Below are 20,977 nucleotides of genomic sequence, written 5' to 3'. Positions count from 1 at the left end.
CAAAATATCCTGGTCACGTTTATTCTTGTCAGTTGCCGGTAGCAGTTTTGATCTTCGGTTCGTCATCAGGCGGGGCTTCCGGTTCACTCTTATCCGCGTCAGCCTTCTGACCGGAGATAGAAAACCGCAGTCGCATCCAGGCACCGCGCTGTCCTGGACGAACGCTTGATGCGTCGCCAAGTTCGATGCCTCCACCATGATCCTCGAGCACCTTGCCGACGATCGCGAGGCCGAGGCCAGTGCCCTTCTCGCGAGTCGTTACATAGGGTTCGAGCAAACGCGACCTGTTGACGGTCGGCAGACCGATGCCGTTGTCGATCACGTCGATCAAGATCATGTCGTTCTCGCGCGACGCTGTGACATCAATACGACCTTTGCCGAGTTCTTCTGGCGGCACGGCCTCGATCGCCTCTGTCGCATTCTTGATGATATTGGTGAGCGCCTGCGAGATCAGTCGGCGGTCGAACCGCGCGCGCATCGGCTCTTCCTTGATCTCGGCGGAGATGTCGAGGTCGGGGTGACCGACCCGCATCAGGAATACGGCCTGACGCACAGTGTCGGCGACATCCTCACCCTCGATCACGGGCTTGGGCATGCGCGCAAAGCGCGAAAATTCGTCGACCATGCGCCGGATATCGTCGACCTGCCGGACGATGGTGTCGGTGCATTGTTCGAAGATCGCCTTGTCGTCGACGATCACCTTGCCGAACTTGCGCTTGATGCGCTCGGCGGAGAGCTGGATCGGTGTCAGCGGATTTTTGATCTCATGCGCGATGCGGCGCGCCACGTCGGCCCAGGCCGAGGTGCGCTGTGCCGAGACGAGTTCGGTGATGTCGTCGAGGGTGATGATGTAGCTGTCGCGCGACTGGCTGGTCTGTTCGGCGCTGACGCGCACCGACAGATTTCGCTCTTGCCCGTCGCGGGTGATCGTCACCTGCCCCTGCACCAGCCGCTGCGATCCCTCGCGTGCGGTCTGCATCAATTCATCGAGCTCGGGAATGATCTCGTGCAGCGGGTGGCCAAGCGTCTCGGACTCCGAATGTCCGACCAGCTTCTCGGCCGAGCGGTTGAGAATGCCGATCATGTTCGAGCCATCGACGCCGATGATGCCGGCGCTGGCCGATGACAACACGGCCTCGATGAAACGGCGGCGGCTGTCGATGACGTCGCTGGCGCTGACCAGTTCGTCACGCTGGGTGCGCAGCTCCTGCGTCATCTTGTTGAAGGTCTCGCCGAGATGGGCGAGATCGCCCTCCGACTGGATCACCGGCACCTGAACATGAAGATCACCGGTCGAGACCATGTTCGCTGCGCCCATCAGGCGGCGGATCGGCGCTACCAGCCAGTTGGCGAAATTCAGGCCGATCAGCACGGCGGACATCAGCACCGTCAGTGCGATCACGGTGAACATCAGCGCGAAGGCGACCTGAATACCGAGCCTGCGCGATTCCAGTTCTGCATATTCGGCCGCGCCGGCCTGGCTCTGGTTCATCTGCGCGACCACGCGCGGATCGAGCTTGCGGGCGACATAGAGGAACATGTTGTCGAACGCCCGCAACCGGATCACGGCGGCGACGTAATTTCCCTCGGGGATCACGGCGATGGCCGGCTCGGACGCGCTGACATTGACGAGGAAGTCTGCCGGCGGCGGTGAGAATTCCTGTTTGATGCCGGGCTGGTCGGGTTCGATGACGTTGCGATCCTTGTCGATCAACATGGCGCCCGGCAGATTGCGCGCGGTTGCATTTGCCAGCATCAACGAACGGAACGTGCCGCGGTCCTGATAGAAGAGCGGCTGGATGCGCGCGAGATCGTCGGCCATGCCGAGGATATCGCCGCCAATCAACTGGCCGTGCTCGTGCAGATAGGCGCTGGCAATCACGAGCGAATTGTTGATGACCGCCTTGGTTGGGCCGGAGAACAGCCGGTCGAGGCCGCGGTCGAGGGTCACATTGGCGACGATCGAGACGAGCACCGCCGGCAGCACGGCGATCACCGAGAACAGGCTGACGATCTGGACATGCAGCCGGGCCGCCGCCCTGCCCCTGCGACGCGCCTGGACGACCTTCCAGATCTCCCGCGCGATGATCAGGACCAGCAGGAGGACGCTGGCGGCATTGATCAGCAGGAAGGTGACGACGACCTGATGGGTCGGCGCGATCGGCGTGAGGCCGTTCAGGACGAGGAAGGTTAGGCATGACGACAGGAGTGCCAAGCCGACGGCCAATGGCACGAACAGCCGCCGCAGGGTCCACCTGCGCGGCTCCGCCATCGACGGTTCATAGGCTGTAGCCGACGTGTCTGCGCTGGTCATTCCGACAATGTGGTGAGCGTGGACGCCGTGCGGCTGCCGGAGACAGCCCGGACCGCACTGATGCAATCATACAACAATGTTGCCCAATTACGACAAATCCACGGCGCAGACTAGCCAACGAAAACGCATACCCTGCGTTTCGTGTGTTTTTGCGTCTCAAACCCTGGAATTGCTCGATCCCGCTACCGAGATCAGCCGCCGGTTCGATAGACCTGAATGTCGAGATCGCGAATTTTCTTCCGTAGCGTGTTGCGGTTGAGGCCGAGCAGATCCGCAGCGCGAATCTGGTTACCTCGGGTCGCGGCCAGTGCTGCGGTCAGCAGCGGCACCTCGATCTCGCGGAGAATGCGGTGATAGAGACCCGGCGGTGGCACGCCGTTCGGGAAGCCGGAGAAGTGCGAGGACAGATAGACCTCGACGGCGCCACCGAGATTATCCACGCCGGTCGGCGCGCTACCACCCGAGGCCACAGCGGGCGGCGCCAGTTCGCCGTCGATCACTGAGCCGGTAATGACATCCTGCGGATAGAGTGCTGCCAGACGGCGCGCGAGGTTTTCCAGTTCGCGAACGTTGCCCGGCCAGCGATGCTGCTTCATGCGCTCGAGCGCCAAGGCGTCGAGCTTCTTCGGCGGCAGGCCGTCCTTCTCCGCGAGTGCAAAGAAGTGGCGGATCAGATCGGGCAGATCCTCGATGCGCTCGCGCAGCGGCGGCAGGCGCAGCGGCACGACGTTGAGGCGGAAGAACAGATCCTCGCGGAATAGGCCCTGCTGGATCAGGATACGCAGATCCTTGTTGGAGGCGGCGACGATCCGCACGTCGGTCTTGATCGGCGTGCGGCCGCCAACGGTCGTGTATTCGCCCTGCTGCAACACGCGCAGCAAACGGGTCTGGGCTTCCATCGGCATGTCGCCGATTTCGTCCAAAAACAGTGTGCCGCCTTCAGCCTGCTCGAAGCGGCCGGTGGCGCGGGCATTGGCGCCGGTGAAGGCGCCGCGCTCGTGGCCGAACAATTCGGATTCGATAAGATCGCGCGGGATCGCCGCCATGTTGACCGCCACGAACGGGCCATTGCGGCGCTTGCCGTAGTCGTGCAGCGCGCGGGCCACCAGTTCCTTGCCGGTGCCGGACTCGCCGGAGATCATCACCGTCAGATCGGTCTGCATCAGGCGGGCGAGGACGCGGTAGATTTCCTGCATCGCCGGCGAACGGCCGACCAGTGGGATCGAGTCGAACTCGCCGTCATCGGCGTGGCTTGCGACACGCTCCTTCGGCTCGGACAGCGCGCGACCGACGATGGCGATCAATTCCTTCAGATCGAACGGCTTCGGCAGATATTCATAGGCACCGCGCTCGGAGGCGCGGATCGCGGTCATGAAGGTGTTCTGCGCGCTCATCACGATAACCGGCAGATTGGGCCGCATCTTCTTGATACGCGGCAGCAGATCGAACGCGTTCTCGTCAGGCATCACCACGTCGGTGATCACAAGGTCGCCCTCGCCCTGACTGACCCAGCGCCACAACGTGGCTGCGTTCCCGGTCAGGCGAACCTCATATCCGGCGCGCGATAGCGCCTGATTGAGGACGGTGCGGATCGCCGTATCATCGTCCGCAACCAGAATGCTACCTGCAGCCATCGTTAGTCCTCGTCTTACGTCTGTGAGGTGTGCGTCGGTGCCGCGGGGGCATCGGCGCTGCTCGGATCAAGGGTCTTGTCGTCCAATTTCTTGGCGGGGTTGAACATCGGCAACAGCACGCGAAAAGTCGTCTTTCGTGGCTGAGATTCACATTCGATGATCCCACCGTGATCGCCGACAATCTTCGCAACCAATGCAAGACCCAGGCCGCTTCCGGTGGGCTTGGTGGTGACGAAGGGATCGAACAGGTTGGGCAGAAGATCTTCGGGAACGCCAGGGCCGTTGTCCTTGACGCAGAACTCCAGCGGCAGCGAGACGCGCGATTTCTTGCCCGGCACTGACAGGCGGACGCCCGGCCGGAACGCGGTGGTGAGCTGGATCTCGCCATCGGAGCCGAGATCGACGATGGCCTCCGCGGCGTTCTTCACCAGATTCAGGAACACCTGGATCAGCTGGTCCTGATTGGCCAGCACCGGCGGCAGCGACGGGTCGTAATCCTCGATGAAGCGGATGTTGCGGGCGAAGCCGGACTGCGCGAGGCGCTTCACGTGATCGAGGACGGAGTGAATGTTGACCGGGCCACGCGCCACCGGGCGGTCGTCGCCGAACACTTCCATGCGATCGACCAGCGTCACGATGCGATCGGCTTCGTCCATGATCAGGCGTGTCAGCATGCGGTCTTCCGACGATGCCGACTGCTCAAGTAGCTGAGCGGCTCCGCGAATGCCCGACAGCGGGTTCTTGATTTCATGCGCCAGCATGGCCGCCAGCGCGATCACGGATCGGGCCGCGCTACGATGGGTGAGCTGTCGATCCATCTTGTCGGCGATGGTGCGCTCCTGGAGCATCACCACAATATGGCCCGGACGCTCGGTGAGCGGCGCGACATGCAGATCGACCTGGCGGTCGCCGCCGATGCGCGGCGTGCCGAGATCGACCTTGTATTCGTTAACCGGCGAACCGGCGGCGCGAACCTGATCGATCAGCGCCAGCAGCGGACTGCCGAATGGCACCAGTTCTTTCAGAGACTGCCTGCGCAGGAACTGCGTAGAAATCTCGAAAAAGGATTCCGCAGCCATGTTGGCGTCGACAATCTTGCCATCGGGCGCAATCAGGATCACCGGATTAGGTAGCGCGTTGAGAATGGCCTCACTGTCGGTCGGGACAGGGCGACGGTGCTCTGCGGCGTTCATGCGGCAGCACTCCATGCGAAATCATCGAAAGCGTCATTCAGAGACCGCTGCACACCGGAGGAATCTTCGGATGTAAGGATCTTCTGTCGCCAGGTCTTCAGGGTCTCGGTCGGCGCGCAGCTCGTAGCCGCGGCCGCATCGAGCGCCCAGCCGAGATGTTTGCGCGCGTGGCGCAAGCCGATGCGCAGGCCGTAGTGACTGATAACATCGTCGTAGAGGGCGCAGATATAAGCGAGCTGCTGCTGCAGCGACGGCACGGCTTCCGCGATGCCGGTTTCAAGACGTCGGCCGATCTGGCCGGGCAGCCACGGCATACCCTGCGCGCCCCGCCCCATCATCACGGCATCGGCTCCAGACATCTTCAGCGCGCTCACCGCCTTGTCGTAGGAGGTGATGTCACCATTGACGATCACTGGGATGCTCACCGCGTCCTTCACCGGGCGCACGGCGCTCCAGTCTGCTTCGCCCTTGTAGAACTGGCATCGCGTGCGGCCGTGGACGGTGATGAGCTGCACGCCCGCCTGTTCTGCGCGCTGCGCAAGCTCAGGCGCGTTCAGCATGCGATCGTCCCAGCCCAGACGCATCTTGAGAGTTACAGGCACTTTCACGGCAGCGATGGTCGCCTCGATCAGCTTCAACGCATGATCGAGGTCGCGCATCAGCGCGGAGCCGGACTGACCACCAGTCACATGCCGCGCCGGGCAGCCCATATTGATATCGATGATGTCGGCGCCGGCGGCTTCGGCCACTCGGGCCCCCTCCGCCATCCAGTGGGTCTCACAGCCGGCCAGTTGGACCACATGCGGGCCAATCCCTGTCGCTTCGCAGCGCAATACCGACATGGGACGACCATTGACGAGATCGTCGCTGGCGGTCATTTCTGACACGACGAGGCCGGCTCCGAGTTCGGCGGTGAGCCGCCGGAATGGCGCATCGGTGATACCCGACATCGGCGCCAAAACGACCCGGTTGGCGATCTCGATGCCACCGATTTGTAACGGCTTGCTGTATACTGAGTCCGGGGTGGTCACAGACCTGCTCGTCGTTCTCTCGTCCGCTGCATTGCGGGCATAGGGCGCATAATGCGCACATTTGTTGTGCAGTCAACCGTCATGCCTACACATTAGACAGATGCGCTCATTTTGCAAGTGCAGTGCAGCAATGCACTCTTATGCAGCCACGAGAATGTAATCATACTGTTTTTGCGTGCGGCCGTGCTAAGGGCTGTGCGATCACCGCTTACCCCTTAATCACCTGACCCTGATGACAAAATCACCTAATCCTGCCGGTTTGAAGACAGCCGCCATTATCGTTGCCGCCGGCCGCGGCCTCCGCGCTGGCGCCGGTGGACCGAAGCAATATCGCATGATCGGAGGCCGCAGCGTTATCTCGCGGGCCATGGAGCCGTTCTGCAACCATCCCCAGGTCTTTGCGGTCCAGCCGATTACAAATCCCGACGACATTGCTGTCTTCAACGAGGCGGTCAGTGAATTGCGGTATCATGTTCCTGCCAATGGCGGCGCGACGCGTCAGGCGTCGGTGCATGCTGGACTCGAAGCACTGGCAGATCACGCGCCGGACATCGTGCTGATTCACGATGCAGCCCGCCCGTTCGTAACCCCTGCTTTGATCGAGCGCGCGATTGCCGCGGCACAGATCACTGGCGCTGCCGTGCCGGGCGTTGCCGTCACGGATACGATCAAACAGGTCAACGAGGCCGGACACGTGGAAGCGACGCCGGACCGTGCACGCTTGCGCAGCGCGCAAACGCCACAGGCATTTCGTTTTGATGTCATCCTTGAAGCGCATCGTCGTGCTGCAAAGGAAGGCCGCGATGATTTCACCGACGATGCCGCGCTCGCCGAATGGGCGGGATTGACCGTGGCAACCTTTGAAGGCGATCTTGCAAATATGAAGCTCACGACTCCCGAAGATTTCATTCGCGAAGAAGCGCGTCTCGCCGCCTCGCTCGGCGATATCCGCATGGGCACGGGCTATGATGTCCACGCCTTCGGCGATGGCGATCACCTGATGATCTGCGGCGTGCGCGTACCGCATACGCGCGGCTTCCTTGCTCACTCGGATGGCGACGTCGGTCTACATGCGCTGGTCGATGCGATCCTGGGCGCGCTGGCCGATGGCGATATCGGTTCGCACTTCCCGCCGAGTGATGACAAATGGAAGGGCGCCGCGTCGGACAAGTTCCTGAAATACGCCGTGGAGCGCGTGACCGCGCGTGGCGGCCGTATAGCCAATCTTGAAGTGACGTTGATCTGCGAGCGACCCAAAATCGGTCCGCTGCGTGATGCGATGCGCGCGAAGATCAGCGAGATCTCCGGTGTGGCATTGTCACGCGTCGCGGTGAAGGCGACCACCAGCGAACGTCTCGGCTTCACCGGCCGTGAAGAAGGTATCGCCGCGACTGCGGCTGCTACCATTCGCCTTCCCTGGATGGACTGACATGGCAGCGAGCGACGCACGAGCCCTCTCCCGCGCGCTGCTCGATCTCTGCCGCAGCCGCAAGCTGACGATCGCGACCGCTGAGTCCTGCACCGGCGGCCTCGTCGCTGGCGCGCTGACCGAAATTCCCGGCTCGTCCGACGTGATCGATCGCGGCTTCGTCACCTATTCCAATGCGGCCAAACACGCGATGCTCGGCGTCAAGACGGCGACGCTCGACAGCTTTGGTGCGGTCAGCAAGGAGACCGCGATCCAGATGGCGGTCGGTGCGCTCGAAGAAGCGGATGTCGATCTCGCGGTCTCGATCACCGGGATCGCAGGCCCCGGAGGCGCAACGCCGGGCAAGCCGGTCGGCCTCGTGCATTTTGCTGTGGCGTCGCGTGACGGCCGCATCGTCAACAAGGAATGCCGTTTCGGAGCCATCGGCCGCAGCGCGGTGCGTCAGCGCTCCGTGCTTGAAGCTCTGCGGATGCTGATGGAACTGGCACGCGGACCACAGCCGCCGGCCAAGAAGCGCGAAGCTGCGAGCCTGGCGCGCCCGCGCGTGGCACGGTCGCCGCGGCGGACCGCCGTCAAACGACGCAGGCCGACCGCGCCGCTGAAGAAGCCGACGACTAAGAAGTAGACGGAACGCTCGATACGCGCGGCACACGATAGACTTCATCCGCGCGCTTTTCGAAGGCTACCGCAAAGCGCTGGAATGCCGCGTCGAACATCGTTCCCATCAGCATCGCCAACATGCGGCTCTTGAACTCATAGGCAATGAAGAAGCCGACGTCGCATTCCTGATCTTCAGCCTTCGGCTCGAAGGTCCAGCGGTTTTCGAGATTGCTGAACGGACCGCGCAGATATTCGACCATGATCTTCAGGTTCGGCCGATCCAGCGTCACGCGGCTGGTGAAGGATTCCTGCACCAGCTTGAACGACACGGTCATGTCGGCAACGATGACCTCGGTGCCATTCTCCTGCGGCGTGCGCTGGCGAATCTTCAACGACTTGCACAACGGCACGAATTCCGGATAGCGCTCGACATCGGCAACCAGATCGAACATCTGGGAGGCGCTGTGGCGCACGCGGCGCTTGTTGGCAAATCTCGGCATTGTCGCGTTCTCAGCGCGCGAGGGCGGCGCGCGCAGCCTGCAGCTTGGCGAAATCCTCGCCGGCATGATGCGACGAGCGCGTTAGCGGGCTCGCCGACACCATCAGGAAGCCCTTGGTGTAGGCGACCTTCTCATAGCCTGCGAATTCATCCGGCGTGACATAGCGCGACACCACGTGATGCTTGCGCGTCGGCTGCAGATACTGGCCGATCGTGAGGAAGTCGATATCGGCGGAACGCATGTCGTCCATCACCTGCAGCACCTCGTGGCGCTCCTCGCCGAGGCCAACCATGATGCCGGACTTGGTGAAGATGGTCGGGTCGAGTTCCTTGACCTTCTGCAGCAGGCGCAGCGAATGGAAATAACGCGCGCCCGGCCGCACCGTCAGATAGCGCGACGGCACGGTTTCGAGATTGTGATTGAATACGTCGGGCTTCGCCGCGACGACGACTTCGAGGGCGCCCGGCTTGCGCAGGAAGTCAGGCGTCAGGATTTCGATGGTGGTCGTGGGACATGCCACGCGGATCGCACGAATCGTCTGCGCAAAATGCTCGGCGCCGCCATCGGCGAGATCGTCGCGGTCCACCGAGGTGATGACCACGTGATGCAGGCCGAGCTTGCGGACGGCTTCGGCGACATGCTCGGGCTCCATGCCGTCGAGAGCGTTGGGCATCCCCGTTTTCACGTTGCAGAACGCACAGGCGCGGGTGCAGGTGTCACCCATGATCATGAAGGTGGCGTGCTTCTTCTGCCAGCACTCGCCGATATTCGGGCAGCCGGCTTCCTCGCACACGGTAACAAGGCCGTTTTCCTTGACGATCTTGCGGGTGTCGCCATAGCCACGGCTGGTTGGCGCGCGGACACGGATCCAGTCCGGCTTCGGCGGCGAGAACGAATCCGGCCGATTCACTTTTTCAGGGTGACGTGGGCGGAGCTGCGTGGTGGATACGGTATCGAGGACGACGACCATGAACTGTCCGTTCTGAGTGAAGCCTTAGGTAATCCGCCGGGCCCTGTCCTGCAACCCGCCCTCGCCTTGCCAGGCCCTGCATCGTAACATAGCAGGCAGAATGGCTCCAAAACCTCACCAAATCCCTCAAAAGCTCGGCAAGGCACTCAAACGCAGCTTTTTCGCGCGGAGCGTGCACGATGTGGCTCCCGAACTGATCGGTGCGACGCTGCTGGTGGACGGCGTCGGCGGCGAGATCGTCGAGGTCGAGGCCTATCATCACACCGAGCCCGCGGCCCATTCCTTCAACGGGCAGACGCCGCGCAACCAGATCATGTTCGGGCCGCCCGGCTTTGCCTATGTCTACCGCTCCTACGGCATCCACTGGTGCGTGAATTTCGTCTGCGAGGCCGAGGGTTCGGCCAGCGCGGTGCTGATCCGGGCCCTGCAGCCGACCTTCGGGATTGGCGAGATGCAGCTGCGACGCGGGCTACAGGATGAGCGTATGCTGTGCTCCGGGCCTGGCAAGGTGTGCCAGGCGCTCGGCATCAGCATCGCGCATAACGGGCTGGCTTTGGACAAGCCGCCGATTGCGATTCACGCAAGGACAGAAGTGCCGGACATTGTCGCAGGCATCCGCATCGGCATCACCAAGGCCGTGGAATTGCCGTGGCGATACGGGGTGAGAGGCTCGCGTTATCTCAGCAAGCCGTTTGCGAGGTAATTATAGCGCCGTCATGCCCGGGCTTGTCCCGGGTATCCACGCCTTGGCCACTACTACTAGCACGGAAGACGTGGATGGCCGGGACAAGCCCGGCCATGACGAACATTGAGACTTGTGGCAGTCGCGGAATTGCGGCGCATCACACCGCGTTCTTGAGCCGCTCCAGCGCTTCCAGCGTCTTGGCCTTGCGGGCCTCGGCTGCCTCGCGCTTTTCGCGTTCTTCCTCGACGATCTCTTCCGCGGCGTTGGCGACAAATTTCTCGTTGGAGAGTTTGGCGTCGGCGCGCTTGATGTCGGCTTCGGCTTTCACGAGCTCCTTGTCGAGACGCGTCTTCTCGGCGCCGAAATCAATGACGCCCTTCAACGGCAGCGCTGCGACTTCACCGCGGATCAGAAGCTGCACGGCACCCTGCGGGGCGACATCGGCGAAGGATATGTCGCCGAGACGAGCGAGGCGCTTGACGACATCGCTCCAGCGCTGGGCACGGGCTTGAGTTTCCACAGAAGCGCCGGCCAGCACCAGTGGCGTCAATGTGGCCGGCACGATGTTCATTTCGGCACGCACCGAACGAACCTCCGTCACCAGATCGATGACCCAGCCGATTTCGGCTTCGGCGGCGTCATCCTTGAAGTCGGCGACTGGTTCGGGATCGCCCATCAGGATCGGTGCGACGATCGGATCGCTCGCGGCAGTCGCGATGATCAGCGCTTCCTGCTCGCGCGTCAGGCCGCTCGCCTTGCGCGACCATGGCGCCAGCGCCAGCAGACCGTCGCGCGGCGCCGTCACGGCCCAGAGTTCTTCCGTGATGAACGGCATGAACGGATGCAGCAGCTTCAGGATCTCGTCACGCGCCCAGGCGACCATTGCGCGGGTTTCGGTCTTGGCCGGACCGTCCTCGCCCATCATGAAGGGCTTGGCGAGTTCGAGATACCAGTCGCAATACACGTTCCAGACGAAGCGATAGGCCGCGCCCGCGGCATCGTTGAAGCGATAGGCTTCGATGGCCTCGGTGACTTCGCGCGTCGCCTTCACGGTCTCATGCGCGATCCAGCGGTTGAGCACTTCCTTGGCCTTGGTCGGATCGAAAGCCGCCGGCAGCACGCACTCGTTCATCTCGGCGAAGCGGCAGGCATTCCAGAGCTTGGTCGCGAAATTGCGATAGCCCTCGACGCGCTGGGTCGCGAGCTTGATGTCGCGGCCCTGTGCGGCCATCGCAGCCAGCGTAAAGCGTAGCGCGTCGGCGCCGTACTGGTCGATCAGGTTCAGGGGATCGATGACGTTGCCCTTCGACTTCGACATCTTGGCGCCCTTCTCGTCGCGGACGAGGGCGTGGATGTAGACGGTCGGGAACGGCACGTCCTTCTTGAAGTGCATGCCCATCATCATCATCCGGGCGACCCAGAAGAAGATGATGTCGAAGCCGGTGACCAGCACATTGGTGGGATAGTAGCGATCCACATCGACCGAGCTCTGCGGCCAGCCCAGCGTCGAGAACGGCCACAGCGCCGACGAGAACCAGGTGTCGAGCACGTCTTCATCGCGCGTGATGAAGCCCTCGCGCTTCGCCGGATCGAGCGCCATATCGTGGCCCTGCTCTTCCGTGATTACCTCCTGCTCGACATAATAGCCGAGCGCGTTGCCGACCGCTTCTTCCTCGGTCTCGGCGACGAACACTTTGCCATCCGGGCCATACCAGGCCGGGATCTGATGGCCCCACCAGAGCTGGCGCGAGATGCACCATGGCTGGATGTTCTCCATCCACTCGTAATAGGTCTTTTCCCAGTTCTTCGGCACGAACTCGGTCGCGCCGGTGCGCACAGCGGCGATCGCCGGCTGCGCCATGGTCTTGGCGTCGACATACCACTGGTCGGTCAGATAGGGCTCGATGACGACGCCGGAGCGATCGCCATGCGGCACCATATGCGTGTTGGGCTCGATCTTCTCCAGGAAGCCGAAATCTTCCAGCCGCTGCACGATGGTCTTGCGCGCCTTGAAGCGCTCCATGCCGTGCAATTCTTCGACCAGCTCTGACGCTGCGACAGGCAGTCCGCGCAGATAGTCCTCGTTGTCGGCGAGTGCGAGCTTGCCTTCGATATCGAGGATGCTGATGCGTGCAAGGCCGTGGCGGTTGCCGACTTCGAAGTCGTTGAAGTCATGCGCCGGCGTGATCTTCACCGCGCCAGAACCCTTCTCCGGGTCGGAATATTCGTCGGCGACGATCGGGATCAGACGGCCGACCAGCGGCAGAACCACGTTCTTGCCGATCAGATGGGTGTAGCGTTCGTCATCCGGATTCACGGCGACGCCGCTGTCGCCGAGCATCGTCTCGGGACGCGTGGTGGCAACGGTGATGAACGAGGTCGGATCTTCCGGATCGAAATTCTTGCCTTCGAGCGGATAGCGCAGATGCCAGAGGTTACCCTTGACCTCGACCTGCTGCACTTCGAGATCGGAAATCGCCGTCAGCAGCTTTGGATCCCAGTTCACAAGGCGCTTGTCCTTGTAGATCAGGCCCTCGCGGTGCAACTGCACGAACACCTTGATGACCGCCTCGGACAGGCCCTCGTCCATGGTGAAGCGCTCGCGCGACCAGTCGCAGGAGGCGCCGAGGCGCTTCAACTGATTGACGATCACGCCGCCGCTCTCGGCCTTCCACTTCCAGACGCGTTCGAGAAATGCCTCGCGGCCCATGTCGCGGCGGCCGGGCTCCTGGCGCTCCATCAACTGGCGCTCGACCACCATCTGGGTCGCGATGCCCGCATGGTCGGTGCCGGGCTGCCACAGCACATCTCGGCCGCGCATGCGCTCGAAGCGACAGAGCACGTCCTGCAGCGTGTTGTTGAGGGCGTGGCCCATATGCAGCGAACCGGTGACGTTCGGCGGCGGGATCACGATCGTATAGGGCTCGGCATCTACCCGGTCCGCGCGGCCCGCCTTGAACGCGCCTTCGGCTTCCCAGGCGCTCGCGATGCGGGTCTCGATATCGGCGGGCTGATAGGTCTTTTCGATCATGACAATTCAATCAAATCAGGGGTTTTTGGCCACGGTTTTGCGGCCTGGGGCGAACGCAGGAAGCCGATGGCGCTAGAAACCCGCCAGCGCGGCTCAAGTCAACATATAGGGCTGTTTAGCCACCCCGGAGGGCCAAACGAAGGCCCCGAAAGGCCGTCGTTGCCTGTCTCGCGGCCTAGCGGCCGCCGCCGCGCGAGACGCGCTCGATCTCAGCCTTGACGATGCGCTCGACGAGGCCCGGCAGGTTGTCGTCCAGCCAGGACTTCAGCATCGGACGCAGCATCTCCTTGACGAGATCCTCAAGGGTCCGCGCGTTGTTGCTCAGGACCGTATTGGCCAGCGCATTGAAGGCCGACTCCACGGACGACACGGTGCTGTGTGACAGGATCTGCTGCTGCGGTGCGACCGGGGGCGGATCATAGGACGGCGGGTCGAAGCGCGGTGCGGGTCGTTGGCTGCTGGCAGCGACAGCTTCGGCGAATTCGAGGTCGTCATCCGGCTCGACATGCTGGAATGCGGGTTCCGGCTCGGGGTCGGCGACCACCATCTCGTCGGTCAGTTCGAACACATCACCGTCGGGCTGCGCCGGGCGCACCTCTTCCTCGGTGGTCGCGGCTTCCAAGCTGGCCAACATCGCGTCGATGTCGTCCTGGCTGTTGGAGGCAGCAGGCTCCGGCTCCGGCGGCGGTGGCGCGGGCTTCGGGGCTGGAGGCGGTGCTTTGGCGGCAGCAGCCTGCGCGGCAGGAATCGCCGACGGCGGGATGTCTGTCATCGCAGCAGGCTTGGGTGCAGGAGCTGGCTTGGGCGGCGGCGGAGGAGCAACTTCGGCGACGGCCGGCTTCGCTTCGTCGTCGGCGATGATACGTCGGATCGACGCCAGAATCTCCTCCATCGAGGGCTCCTGGACCTTTGCAGGTTGCGTCATGTCCGACTCCGCATCATCAACGCTCTCGTCAATATTTTACACCAGACGAGGCTGAATTTGCGGGTTGTCGTTTTGACGACCGTTCGATTCAGCGCGCAAGCCTGACTTGTCCCCAAGATCAAGCGAGGCCTGACCACCAGCTGTCGCGCGGGAAATGCCCAAGGAATTAGGAGAGGCATTCCGAATCGCTAAGCCAGCAATGCAAACGGTACGTCATCGGACAAATTGATTGCAAGCAAAGGGCCGCACAAGCGGCCCTTTCGACACGATATCAGGTGATATCCGAGCGCGTTAGCGTCCGTCGGGCGTACGCACGCCGACCCAGCTATCGCGCACCTGATGATAGTGCACGCTGGGGTCATACACATTGGTGTTCAGCTTCATCACCATCGGTGACAGACGGCCAACTGCGTTGAGCACCGAGTATGATGCCACCACACGATCATGCTGCGCCGTGACAAGTGCGACGCGCGCGTTCACCAGCGCCTGCTGGGCATTCAACACGTCGAGCGTGGTGCGCTGGCCGGCCTTGGCTTCTTCGCGAACGCCGTTCAGCGCAATTTCGGAAGCCTGCACCTGTGCCTGTGCGGACGAGACCTGCGCCCTACCCGCCAGCAACTGACCCCAGGCCTGCACGACGCTCGCGCGCGCCTGATCGCGCGTCTGGTCGAGAGCGAGGCGTTGCTGCGCGAGCGTTTCCTTGGACTGACGGATCAGCGAATATTCGCCGCCGCCCTGGTAAACCGGGACCGACACCTGGGCGATGCCTGACGCCGTCAGACCGCGCGGCTGCGAGATCGACTGTTCCCAACCCTGCTGGATGTTGGCCGTCAGCGTCACTGTTGGAAACAGTGCGCCTTCGTTGACCTTGGTGTTCAGGAAACTGATGTCGACCCCGAACATTGCTGCGGTCACGCTCGGATTTTCAGTGAGGCCGAGCTCGATAGCGGCAGGTAGCGTGGCGGGCAGAAAGCGGTCGACTGGCGAACCTGCCTGCAAAGCCACCGGCTCGTTGCCGATAATGCGGCGGAAATTCGAGCGCGTGGTCGTCAGCGTCGATTCGGCGCTCAGCAACTGCGTACGGCCGGCGGCGAGCTGCGCCTCGGACTGCGCCACGTCGGTGCGCGTGACTTCGCCGACATTGAACCGGTCGCGGGTCTGCTTCAGCGTCTGCTCGAGCACACGCACGTTGCTGCGCTGAACCTCGACGGTGGCCGCGTCGCGCAGGTAATCCATGTAGATAGTCGCGGCGGAAAGCAACACTGACTGTTCCAGCACGCGCAGGCCTTCGCGTGCGGACGATACCTGGCTTTCGGCAGCTCGGGTACGGTTTGCAGTCTGCTGGCCGTTGTACACATTCTGAGTGATGGTCGCGCCAACGGCGCGGGGAACCTGCACGCCGTGAATTGCGGTCGCAGTACCTGCAATGCTGTTGACCGCGTCCGTGTACTGATAGCCGCCGCTCGCGGTGATAGCGACCCTCGGCCGATAACCCGACAAAGCCTGCGGCACGTTCTCGTCAGTGACGCGCACCGAAGCGCGCTGGGCATTCAATTGAGGATTGTTCTGATAAGCGCGAACCAACGCCGCTTCGATCGTGTCAGCCAGAACGGGTGACGCTCCGGCAAATGCCAGCAAAAGGGCCGCAGCTGCAGCACCGGTGAGAGCTTTTACGCCGCCCATTCTTGGTAATCCATTCATGCCGTTCACTGATCCGGGCGCACACTTATGGCGACCGAACAGATGATGTCCGTTAGCGAGTCTCCACTCACCATATTCCGCGCATTGGCGAGACGGAACCTCTCGTGGAAACTTGACAGTGAAAACTTGGCGAATGGGACATCCAAGCCACACTTGTAATTACCGCTGGCGATATTAGCGGTGCCCCGATGCCCGATCAGGGCCGCAGTCAGCCCTAGAAAACGAATGCCGGGAGCTTTTCCATGCCCGGCAGAACCGGTGCGGTAGCATCGAACAGGGGGCGGGAGCCAAAATCCTCGTGGGAATGGGTCACGATCACGGCGCGGGCGGGCTTGGTCAGGGCGAACACGCCCACCAGTTGGCCACCAGAGGCCAGCTGCTTGTAGAGCCCCGTCGGGACGATTTCCGTCGCGCCGGCCAGAACGATCAGATCATAGGGGCCGTTGGCGGCGTCGCCATCGGCCGGCATGCCGGCCGCGCTGGTGACCTGCCCGGCAAACTGGGCGATGACGGCGGCCGCATAGCCCGTGGGGCAACCAACCACCAGAACCTTGTCGGTCGCCTTTACGTCGGAGGCCTGCAGCATCCGCGCCAGCACCACCGGCTTGATCAGAAAGCGATTCGGGGCGACTTCCAGGTCGAGGTCCAGATAGGCCATGGCGCGCTGGCTGGCAGGAACGAACTCCTCGCGCGGCACCGCGAGCATGGCATCAATGATGCGCAAATCGGTGACGTCGCTGGGACGCACCTGACCATCAACCATCTTCTGGCGTGCGGTCGAAAAGTCGGACATGAGCAATCCCTTGCAAACGGCTGGAAGTTCCTTTTGCAGGAATTACGGCAGCGCACAGCGGGATGCAAGGTTCGTAAAAACTCAGCAGCCAACGCGCTATCGAGGCGGTCCCGAGCGCGGTTTCTGGCAGCCATTTTTGCGGAAGGATGTTTGGCTCCCCGGGCTGGATTCGAACCAGCGACCATTCGATTAACAGTCGAATGCTCTACCGCTGAGCTACCAGGGAACGTGCGAAGCTTGTTCGCAGGCCGCAGCGTATAACAAAGCGATCCGCGCTTGGAAAGCAGGAAATGCACCTCTTCCCATAGAGGCCGCCAATCGGGGAAAACTCCGAAAAAGCCTCATGTTACGGGATTTTCTTGATGCTTGACCCGTTCTCGCCGGGCCCATGTCGCATGCGCGCGCAGAATAATCTTTCCAACCGTGTCGCTATTTAGTCTTATTGCACCGCAAGACTGCCCTTCGCGACGTTGAACAAGTTCCGAATCGAACGAGGTGACCGATGCCAGCCACGCACACCGACCGCGCGCTTCCGACCGACCTCAACTCCCTGCCCTTTATCAGTGATGACGAATGCGTCACCCGGCTCGCCGAAGCCGTCGAGGCGCATGACAGCGATCACCTCGATGAGGTGGCGCTCCTGATCGGGCGCCTCGCGGTGCCGATCGAAATCTAGGGAATCACGTTGCCCGGGGCCATTGTCTCCGGGATTACGTCCCGGGAATCACATTCCGACGCCGAGGAAATCCCGCATCAGGTCTGGGCTGGCGTTGAGGTCCGCAGGCGTGCCTTCGAACACCACGTGGCCGTTATTGAGCCCGTAGACGCGGTTGGCGAAACTCAATGCCGCCGCAACGTTCTGCTCGACCACAATCATGGTGCGGCCTTCAGCAGCCAGATTGCGTGAGACCTCGACGAGATCGCGCACGATCAGCGGCGCTAGGCCCTCGAACGGCTCGTCCAGCAAGATGATGCGCGCATCACGGATCAACGCGCGTGCAATCGCCAGCATCTGCTGTTCGCCGCCAGACAGTGTGCGTCCGGCCGATTTGCGGCGCTCCTTGAGGCGCGGAAACACTTCGTAGATGCGATCGTAGGACCAGGCATTGGGCGCTGTCAGCGCGGCAATGCGCAGGTTTTCCTCGACCGTCAGGCCACCGAAAATAGCGCGCTCTTCCGGCACCAGTTGGACGCCCATGCTGGCGATCGTCGAGGGCGGCATGCCCTCGATGGATTTGCCGTCGAGACGGATATGGCCGCTGCGCGGCGACAGTACGCCCATGATCGAGCGCAGCGTCGTGGTCTTGCCGGCGCCGTTGCGGCCGAGCAGTGCCACGACCTCGCCCTGATCGACCCTGATCGACAGGTCGAACAGCACGTGGGAATCGCCATACAGCGTATTGATCTTGTCGACTTCAAGCAGGCTCATGCGCGTGCAGCCCTCCCAGATAGGCGTCCTGCACGGCCGGATTGCGCCGGATCTCGTCGGCGGTGCCGTCCGCCAGCAGCCGGCCCTCATAGAGCACGGTGATGCGCTCGGCGAGTTCGAAGATGGCGTCGAGATCGTGCTCGACGATGACCACGGTTCGCGAGCGCCCGATGTCGCGAATGAAGGCGCAGGTCGCGATGCGTTCTGCCGGGCTCATGCCGGCTAAGGGTTCGTCCAGCAGCAATACGTTCGGGCTGGTGGCCAGCGCCATCCCGATTTCGAGCCGGCGCTTTTCGCCGTAGGCCAGAATATGTGCCGGCGTATCGGCGCGTTCGACCAGATTGAGCAGGCCGAGGATCGAGGCGATCTGCTCCTCGACGTCGGGAATGCTGCCGGCTCCGCGCAACAGATCGAAGCGCATCGGGCCGCGACGGCGTGCCAGTGCCGCGATACGCAGGTTCTTGCGCACCGTCAGATTGGGAAACAGCTGATTGAGCTGATTGCTCTTGGCGATGCCGAGCTGCGCCGCGCGGCTGACGCCGACGCCCGTGATTTTCGCGCCGAACAGCAGGACCTCGCCGGAGGACGGGCTGACTTCGTCGAGCAGCATCTTGAACAGCGTGCTCTTGCCAGCGCCATTCGGGCCTATCACGGCATGGATCGAGCCGCGGCGGACCTTGAAGGAGACGCCATCGACGGCTTTGAGGCCACCATAGTGCCGCGCCAGAGATTTGGCTTCGAGCGCCACGTCGCTATCATCCGTCGCAGGTTCGGCAAGCGTCAGCTTGACGTCCTTGGGCGGCGCGGCGGGTTTGATTGCCGCATCGATATTGTGCGCCTCGATGGCTTCGGTTTTGGCCTCGGCGGCTCGTGCGGCAGCCAGGTTACGGCGCTCGTTCCACCAATGGGCGATCTCGCCGCAGATGCCGCGGCGCAGCCCGATGACCAGAACGATGAAAGCGATCCCGAGCACCAGCTTCCACAGGATCGCAAAGCCCGGAATGAGCTGCAGATTGTCGCGCAGCCACAGCCAGACGGCCGCGCCGACCAGCGGACCGATTAGCGTGCCGGCTCCGCCGACAATGGTTTGAACTACGAGCTGTCCCGACGTCTCCAGCGAGAACGCATCCGGCGGCATGTAGCTCTGGAACGAGCCGAGCAGACCGCCGGCAAGACCGGCATAGAGCGCAGCGATGACGAAGGCCGTCAGCTTGTAGGCCGGCACGTTATGGCCAAGCATCGCGACGCGGCCGGTATTCTCCTTGATCGCCAGCAGAATCGCACCGACCGGCGAGCCCACGATGCGGCGCGCCAGCACATAGCCGAGGAAGAAGATCACCGCGAACAGGACATACATCGGCATGCCCGCACTGATGCGGATCGCACTGGCGCCGAAGCCGAGCACCGGCACCGGCACACCGGGGATGCCGTTCTCGCCGCCGGTGTAGTCCGACAGCGGGGAATTCTCGATGAAATAGGCCATCTGGCCGAAGGCCAGCGTGATCATCGTGAAATAGATGCCGACCCGGCGCACGGCGAACCAGCCGACCAGGAGGCCGAACAGGCCGGCTGCGATGGTGCCGATCAAAAGCGCCAACCAGACGCTATCGATGGTGTGGGACACCAGCAGATAGGCGCTGACAAAGCCGCCGACGCCGAAAAATGCGGCCTGTCCAAAGGACAGCAGGCCCGTCAGGCCGAACAGGATATCGAAGCCGAGGCCGATCAGGCCCCAGTTCAACACACGTGTCAGCAGATCGGTCGAGAAACCGAGATGCGGAAACACGATGGGTGCCACGATCAGCGTGCACAGCACCGCGAGTTCGGGAAGCCAGCCCCGCAAGCCGCCGGAACGAGGACGCATCATGCGCGGCCTTCCGAACCGAACAGGCCTTGCGGGCGCATGATCAGCAGCACCGCCATCAGCGCGTAGAGCATCACTTCCGAATAGGACGAGTTGAAAGCACTGGTCAGGCTGATGATCTCGCCCGCGATCAGGCCGCCGATGACTGCGCCCGGGAACGAGCCGAGGCCGCCGAGCACGATGACCACGAAAGACTGCGCCATGAAATTGGCGCCCATGTCCGGCGTCACGGCCACGACCGGCGCATAGAGCATGCCGGCGAGACCGACGGCGACAACGCCGATGGCGAAGACCAGCAGGAAGGCGCGGCGCACATTGATGCCGAGGATGCCGACCATGCCGGGATTCTCGATGCCGGCGCGAACCACAAGGCCCATCGAGGTGCGATAGAGCACGAGATAGAGACTGAGCAGCAGCCCGGCGATGATGGCGATCAGTTGCAGGCGATAAGTCGGATAGATCAGGAAGCCCATCTGGGTCGCGCCCTGCCCCCAGGACGGCACCGGCACACGCTGCGCATTGCCGCCGAAGGCTGCACGGACGCATTCGACGAGCACGATGCCGACACCGTAGGTGACAAGGATCTGATCCTCATGCGGCCTGTCGTAGAAATAACGGATGATGATGCGTTCCAGCAAGAAGCCGAGCACCAGCATGAAGCCGCAGCCGACGACGATCGCGAGCACGAAAGACGACGTGTATTGCAGCAGGACGAAAGCGGCATAGGCGCCCACGGCGAACAGCGCGCCGTGAGCGAAGTTGAGGACGCCAAGCGTGCCCAGGATGATCGTCAGCCCGCTACTGACGAGGGCCAGCAGTGTGCCGAGGGCCAGGCCATTAAAGGCCTGGGAGATGAGGACGGGCCAGCTTGGCATGGT

At 62.7% G+C, this 20,977-nt stretch carries 17 protein-coding genes and 1 tRNA gene; 4 read left to right on the top strand and 14 right to left on the bottom strand.

Features of this window, described 5'->3' with window-relative positions; all coding sequences use genetic code 11:
• Positions 1–28 precede the first annotated feature (28 nt).
• The 4 genes from LPB73_RS11770 to dusB form a co-directional block, all read right to left on the bottom strand.
• Positions 29–2,314 (bottom strand): sensor histidine kinase NtrY-like, encoded by a 2,286-nt coding sequence (locus LPB73_RS11770; RefSeq protein WP_089264304.1) that lies wholly within the window; start codon positions 2,312–2,314, stop codon positions 29–31.
• 191 nt (positions 2,315–2,505) lie between these two features.
• Entirely contained in the window at positions 2,506–3,948 is a 1,443-nt protein-coding gene (ntrC, locus tag LPB73_RS11765) for a nitrogen regulation protein NR(I) (RefSeq protein WP_068731842.1), read from the bottom strand.
• A 14-nt stretch (positions 3,949–3,962) separates the two neighbouring features.
• Positions 3,963–5,141 (bottom strand): two-component system sensor histidine kinase NtrB, encoded by a 1,179-nt coding sequence (locus LPB73_RS11760; protein ID WP_231080673.1) that lies wholly within the window; start codon positions 5,139–5,141, stop codon positions 3,963–3,965.
• A complete protein-coding gene (gene dusB / locus LPB73_RS11755; protein WP_414716888.1) occupies positions 5,138–6,172 on the bottom strand; it encodes a tRNA dihydrouridine synthase DusB in 1,035 nt (344 codons plus the stop codon). The genes LPB73_RS11760 and dusB overlap by 4 nt, the downstream gene beginning before the upstream one ends.
• 232 nt (positions 6,173–6,404) lie before the next feature.
• On the opposite strand from dusB, the gene LPB73_RS11750 reads away from it, so the two are divergent.
• Positions 6,405–7,601, top strand: coding sequence for a bifunctional 2-C-methyl-D-erythritol 4-phosphate cytidylyltransferase/2-C-methyl-D-erythritol 2,4-cyclodiphosphate synthase (locus LPB73_RS11750; RefSeq protein WP_231080672.1), 1,197 nt, complete (start codon positions 6,405–6,407; stop codon positions 7,599–7,601).
• 1 nt (position 7,602) lies between these two features.
• Positions 7,603–8,226, top strand: coding sequence for a CinA family protein (locus LPB73_RS11745; protein ID WP_093758557.1), 624 nt, complete (start codon positions 7,603–7,605; stop codon positions 8,224–8,226).
• Here LPB73_RS11745 and LPB73_RS11740 read toward each other — a convergent pair.
• Complete coding sequence (locus tag LPB73_RS11740; RefSeq protein WP_231080671.1) at positions 8,216–8,701, bottom strand: type II toxin-antitoxin system RatA family toxin; 486 nt, start codon at positions 8,699–8,701, stop codon at positions 8,216–8,218. The two genes, LPB73_RS11745 and LPB73_RS11740, sit on opposite strands and share 11 nt — an antisense overlap.
• A gap of 10 nt (positions 8,702–8,711) precedes the next feature.
• Entirely contained in the window at positions 8,712–9,671 is a 960-nt protein-coding gene (gene lipA / locus LPB73_RS11735; RefSeq protein ID WP_231080670.1) for a lipoyl synthase, read from the bottom strand.
• A 100-nt stretch (positions 9,672–9,771) separates the two neighbouring features.
• On the opposite strand from lipA, the gene LPB73_RS11730 reads away from it, so the two are divergent.
• Positions 9,772–10,374 carry a DNA-3-methyladenine glycosylase gene (locus LPB73_RS11730; RefSeq protein ID WP_231080669.1) on the top strand — a complete coding sequence of 201 codons (603 nt, stop codon included), beginning with the start codon at positions 9,772–9,774 and terminating at the stop codon, positions 10,372–10,374.
• 139 nt (positions 10,375–10,513) lie between these two features.
• Here LPB73_RS11730 and LPB73_RS11725 read toward each other — a convergent pair whose 3' ends face one another.
• The 5 genes from LPB73_RS11725 to LPB73_RS11705 all read right to left on the bottom strand — a co-directional run bounded on the left by LPB73_RS11725 (position 10,514) and on the right by LPB73_RS11705 (position 17,032).
• Positions 10,514–13,387, bottom strand: a complete 2,874-nt coding sequence (locus tag LPB73_RS11725) for a valine--tRNA ligase (protein ID WP_231080668.1) — start codon at positions 13,385–13,387, stop codon at positions 10,514–10,516.
• A 175-nt stretch (positions 13,388–13,562) separates the two neighbouring features.
• Positions 13,563–14,312 (bottom strand): PopZ family protein, encoded by a 750-nt coding sequence (locus LPB73_RS11720; RefSeq protein ID WP_231080667.1) that lies wholly within the window; start codon positions 14,310–14,312, stop codon positions 13,563–13,565.
• Positions 14,313–14,603: 291 nt separating this feature from the next.
• Complete coding sequence (locus LPB73_RS11715; protein ID WP_175369002.1) at positions 14,604–15,995, bottom strand: TolC family outer membrane protein; 1,392 nt, start codon at positions 15,993–15,995, stop codon at positions 14,604–14,606.
• A 232-nt stretch (positions 15,996–16,227) separates the two neighbouring features.
• On the bottom strand, positions 16,228–16,806 hold the full coding sequence (locus LPB73_RS11710) for a protein-L-isoaspartate O-methyltransferase family protein (RefSeq protein WP_231080666.1): 579 nt from the start codon (positions 16,804–16,806) through the stop codon (positions 16,228–16,230).
• Positions 16,807–16,957: 151 nt separating this feature from the next.
• Positions 16,958–17,032 (bottom strand) — tRNA-Asn (locus LPB73_RS11705).
• Positions 17,033–17,308: 276 nt separating this feature from the next.
• Here LPB73_RS11705 and LPB73_RS11700 point away from each other — a divergent pair.
• Positions 17,309–17,482: a hypothetical protein gene (locus LPB73_RS11700; RefSeq protein ID WP_170849674.1), complete on the top strand. Its 174-nt coding sequence runs from the start codon at positions 17,309–17,311 to the stop codon at positions 17,480–17,482.
• Between the two features lie 48 nt (positions 17,483–17,530).
• On the opposite strand, the gene LPB73_RS11695 is transcribed toward LPB73_RS11700, so the two are convergent.
• From LPB73_RS11695 to LPB73_RS11685, 3 genes are read right to left on the bottom strand one after another with little or no spacing between them, the layout of a single operon-like run.
• Positions 17,531–18,235 (bottom strand): ABC transporter ATP-binding protein, encoded by a 705-nt coding sequence (locus tag LPB73_RS11695; protein WP_231080665.1) that lies wholly within the window; start codon positions 18,233–18,235, stop codon positions 17,531–17,533.
• Entirely contained in the window at positions 18,222–20,102 is a 1,881-nt protein-coding gene (locus LPB73_RS11690) for an ATP-binding cassette domain-containing protein (protein WP_414716887.1), read from the bottom strand. The genes LPB73_RS11695 and LPB73_RS11690 overlap by 14 nt, the downstream gene beginning before the upstream one ends.
• Positions 20,099–20,974 carry a branched-chain amino acid ABC transporter permease gene (locus LPB73_RS11685; protein ID WP_175368999.1) on the bottom strand — a complete coding sequence of 292 codons (876 nt, stop codon included), beginning with the start codon at positions 20,972–20,974 and terminating at the stop codon, positions 20,099–20,101. Before LPB73_RS11685 ends, LPB73_RS11690 begins: the two co-directional genes overlap by 4 nt.
• Positions 20,975–20,977 lie beyond the last annotated feature (3 nt).

The organism is Tardiphaga sp. 37S4 (assembly GCF_021044645.1).
GTDB lineage: Bacteria > Pseudomonadota > Alphaproteobacteria > Rhizobiales > Xanthobacteraceae > Tardiphaga > Tardiphaga robiniae.
This window is presented reverse-complemented; position numbering and strand designations above follow the sequence as displayed.